The sequence below is a fragment of the Pseudanabaena mucicola FACHB-723 genome (assembly GCF_014696385.1).
Classification (GTDB): domain Bacteria; phylum Cyanobacteriota; class Cyanobacteriia; order Pseudanabaenales; family Pseudanabaenaceae; genus Pseudanabaena.
The window spans coordinates 1-3,612 of record NZ_JACJQB010000086.1 but is presented as its reverse complement, the minus strand read 5'-3'; the positions used below and the strand labels follow the sequence as shown (position 1 = coordinate 3,612).

Here is a 3,612-nt window from a genome sequence, read left to right as displayed (position 1 = left end):
AAGTGGCTCAATTAGTCTCACAGTAATTAGTTCGGATATGGTGATTCTTAGAATCTTCCCATTAGTTCGGATATGTGTAAATAATTCTGCATGGCTACTTAGAGTGTAGCCCGACAGCAAGCTATAAGTTGCTAGAAGCGGCAGTGCTAGTACATTATTGCCTTTCTCGGCAACATTAGAAGCGACAAAGAACAGAATCAGTTCTAGTACGATCGCACAGATAAATGTGGGCATGAAAACTTGAGGATTGTTCTGAAGAATCTGCAAGCCACCGAAGGTTCCGACTGCGGTTAAAACCAATCCACCACCTAACCAAGGTAGAGCATTGGCAATGACATTAGGCCCAATTAGTGACTGAGATTTTGCATCTTGAATAGCCTTTCGGAAATTATTTGTATTGCTCATGATTTTCCAATAATAAATAAAAACAAATAGCAGCCAGCATTAGTAAAATAATCATTTTCTAGACTCTAGTATTGACAAAAAATCACAGATATCAAGGTTTTTCCAGATATTTGAAGACTTTGGGGCTAATCTCACTAGCTTATAATCATTTCTATAATGATCTCGGAATGCGGTGTGAGAATCCCCATACAAACAATGAGGTAATCAAGCTGACCATCACCCATTCAGGAGGCACTAGGTCTGGATTGATAACTCGAAGTAGTAAACGGATGCCAACCAGTGCCACTGCAAAATAACCAGCATCTTCTAAACGGGTGAATTCTTGCAACCACAGAATAAACAGCCCTGCGAGAAACCGCAGAGCGATGATGCCGATTGTTCCTCCGAGAATGATCAACCAAAGTTCCTGAGAAATTGCGATCGCAGTGGTTACACTGTCCAAGGAAAAAGCCAAATCAGTTAAGACAATTAAGGGAATAATCTGCCAGAGCGATTTTGCTTGCTTAGGATTGCTGAGGTCGGGCGGTTCCGTTGTGAAATATCGCCATGCCAACCACAGGAGGTAAAACGCTCCTGCAAGTTCAAATTGCCAAAACTGCACAACCCATGCTGCACCTATAATCAGCAGTATGCGAAAACCATAGGCAAGCCCTAAACCAATATTTAAGGCGCGTCGTTCTAGTTTTGGGTGCTGTAATGTTTGAGTTAAGGCCGCGAGGGCGATCGCATTGTCTGCGGAAAGAACTAACTCCATCACAACTAGGACTATTAGCAAAAACAGTGTTTCGATTCCTAGATTAAAAGGAGAATTGAAAATTTGATCCAACATTGATTCGATTCCACCTCGTACTTGGGTAAATGTAATAGAAAATCAGAAGTTAGACGGGTAATTTAGTTAGCCATACAAGATAGCCTGCTCTTTGCCATGCAAGGAGTCCGCCTTTCAAAACATAAACATTGCTATAGCCCCTCTGAATCAGTTGTTGAGCGACAGACAAACTTCTCTGTCCAGTTAGACAGGTAATCAAAATTGGCTTACTTTTAGGAATGTTTCCAAGTAAAACATCTATATTCAATCGCTGCGCTCTTGGCATCATCCGAGTCATGAATCTTGGGTTCTGCACATCAATCACAAGCAAATTGCTGTGCTTGCTTTTAGCTTCATCTGGTGTCAACAAAATAGGACTAATTTTGCGTTGATCGTCGATCAATTGAGCTGCCATTGATTTTCTCCTTATAATCGTTCAGTAGCCAGTAGCGCCAAAGAAGTATGCTCTTTGGGAAATCAAGTAACTTGCTCCCCATAGAACTTGACTACTTCTCTAGGACTATTCAATAGTCAATGAGAAATTGCATAGGGAAAACTATGGTGGAAAAACTAGCTCGATAACAATGCTGGAGCTAGAAAAGCCGCGTTGAAAATTATCATGGGGATTCATGATTAAAAAGTCTTTTAAGTTTTCTAGGTATTAGGCTAAGAGTGATGACATTAATCGCGATTGAATGTCATTGTTTTTTGTGCTAGTAATTAAATAAGAGAACCATTGCCGCCATTGCCAAGATGATCGCGCTGACTCCCACCAATTCAGTTTTGGTTTTAGAGAAAACATAGGCAGGTCGTAGCCAAAACTCAAGAGGGCGCGTGATCTGAGGTATCACAAACCAAGTAAGAATGATGGTCGTAATCAAAAGATTGACAAGCATTGAGTTGGCAAAAGACCAAGACTGCATTATTCCCAAGGATTCAAACAGTTTTGATTGCAGAAATACAATTGGATATAGTCCTAAAACAACAATCAGTGCTTGTTTCCAAGCTGAAGGTCCTAAGCTAGTCATCTCTGCTCCAGATTGATGCGAAAACCAACCTTCTAAACCAGTGGTAAAAGACTTAAATCGATAGGTTTCAAAAAATTGTTGTCCAGTTTTCATCATCTCTTTACGATCGCTAGAGGCTAACCAATTGTTGAGATGAGTTGGTGAATCGAAGTGCATTACTGAGTACCACTTGAGTACACCGTTTTTGCACTCTAAAGGTGAAGGCATATCAATTTGAATGTATCCCTCTGCCTTTTGAATACTACGAACTAGAGATTGATGCCATTGGCGAAAAGCAATTTGTTTGTCTTTCGAGACTATATGCTCGATAACAGCACTTGAATAAAAAATTTCATCTTGTACCTGATTAACCGTCAACATGATTTATGATTTCCTTCTTCAAAAGATTAACAACAGCTATATTTGCGATTCAATAGCTTATTTGGGTGAGTAATCTCTACTCACTTGTTTAACGATATAGACGCTTGATTGCAGTAGAGTGGGCGGTACAAATCGCCGCCTACTCTACTATTCAGATAACAATCGAACACAAACTAATCAAACCAGCAACCAAGCCTGTGCTGATTGATAGCTACAAAAAACAGCACATAAGCAGCTATCATTCAGACCTAAATAGATGCGACAAATGACAACTGCAAAAATAGAGTGTGCAGGAAACAATTAGTAGAAATAGAAAAAACTTTAGACTCTGACAAAAAAGACCAGCAAGCATTGTCTCAATTAAGGGACAGAAACTTTTGCTTGACAGTTCTTTCCCAATATTGAGCGGTGAAATGGTTAAGGTTTGAGCTAACAGCCGTGCTTGAGTGAAGACTCAAATATCGGTGAACATCTGCATTCATGTCTACACAATTTTTAGTGCTTTATCTTTTACGTAAACGCTCCTAATCATATCACAAGAATCTATTGAAAAACGATTATTTAATAATTACTCGGCAATTTTAAAGTTAATTACGTCCTAAGAGGTACGAGCTACATCTTAATAGTTACTCAAATTAGAATCGCTAATTTTGAGAAAAATAGCGTATGACCAATCAGGATGATGCTTTCTATTCTGGGGGATCGTAGCCTAATATCTTAAGCAAGATATTAGGCTACGATCCTCTGCATTAAACCCGTATAGCTTAGTTAAGCAGAAAGTTCCGTATAGCGTATATAGCTCGAAACTTAACTTTCAGACCTAAGTACAGGACAAAAAGTTGCAAAAGTAGAGAGAAAGGGGTTTTATAAAAGATAACCACATCTAACCATAAAACCCCTATCAAAGAGATTAACCTATTCCGAGAAATGTTGCAGCAGCATCTGCAATGGAATGCAGCAAGACTAGCATTTGTGTCGGCATTTCTGATCGCGCTAATACGAGTAAGGACA

4 protein-coding genes and 1 pseudogene are annotated in these 3,612 nt (G+C 39.4%); 1 reads left to right on the top strand and 4 read right to left on the bottom strand.

The window, feature by feature from the left end:
* From H6F41_RS18550 to H6F41_RS18535, 4 genes are all read right to left on the bottom strand, one after another.
* The coding region (locus tag H6F41_RS18550) for a Bax inhibitor-1 family protein (RefSeq protein ID WP_190404944.1) at positions 1 to 405 on the bottom strand (405 nt) is incomplete at its 3' end.
* A gap of 151 nt (positions 406 to 556) precedes the next feature.
* Complete coding sequence (locus H6F41_RS18545) at positions 557 to 1,234, bottom strand: TerC family protein (RefSeq protein ID WP_190404943.1); 678 nt, start codon at positions 1,232 to 1,234, stop codon at positions 557 to 559.
* 49 nt (positions 1,235 to 1,283) lie between these two features.
* Entirely contained in the window at positions 1,284 to 1,628 is a 345-nt protein-coding gene (locus H6F41_RS18540; RefSeq protein WP_190404942.1) for a rhodanese-like domain-containing protein, read from the bottom strand.
* Between the two features lie 298 nt (positions 1,629 to 1,926).
* Positions 1,927 to 2,601, bottom strand: coding sequence for a hypothetical protein (locus tag H6F41_RS18535; protein WP_190404941.1), 675 nt, complete (start codon positions 2,599 to 2,601; stop codon positions 1,927 to 1,929).
* A gap of 900 nt (positions 2,602 to 3,501) precedes the next feature.
* Between H6F41_RS18535 and H6F41_RS19535 the strand changes: the two are divergent.
* A pseudogene (locus tag H6F41_RS19535) lies at positions 3,502 to 3,612 on the top strand (IS4 family transposase); the annotation flags it as partial.

Excerpts from the sequence above, each read along its gene's own strand:
- H6F41_RS18545 (WP_190404943.1), bottom strand. The coding sequence starts at position 1,234 with ATGTTGGATCAAATTTTCAATTCTCCTTTTAATCTAGGAATCGAAACA.
- H6F41_RS18540 (WP_190404942.1), bottom strand. The coding sequence starts at position 1,628 with ATGGCAGCTCAATTGATCGACGATCAACGCAAAATTAGTCCTATTTTG.
- H6F41_RS18535 (WP_190404941.1), bottom strand. The coding sequence starts at position 2,601 with ATGTTGACGGTTAATCAGGTACAAGATGAAATTTTTTATTCAAGTGCT.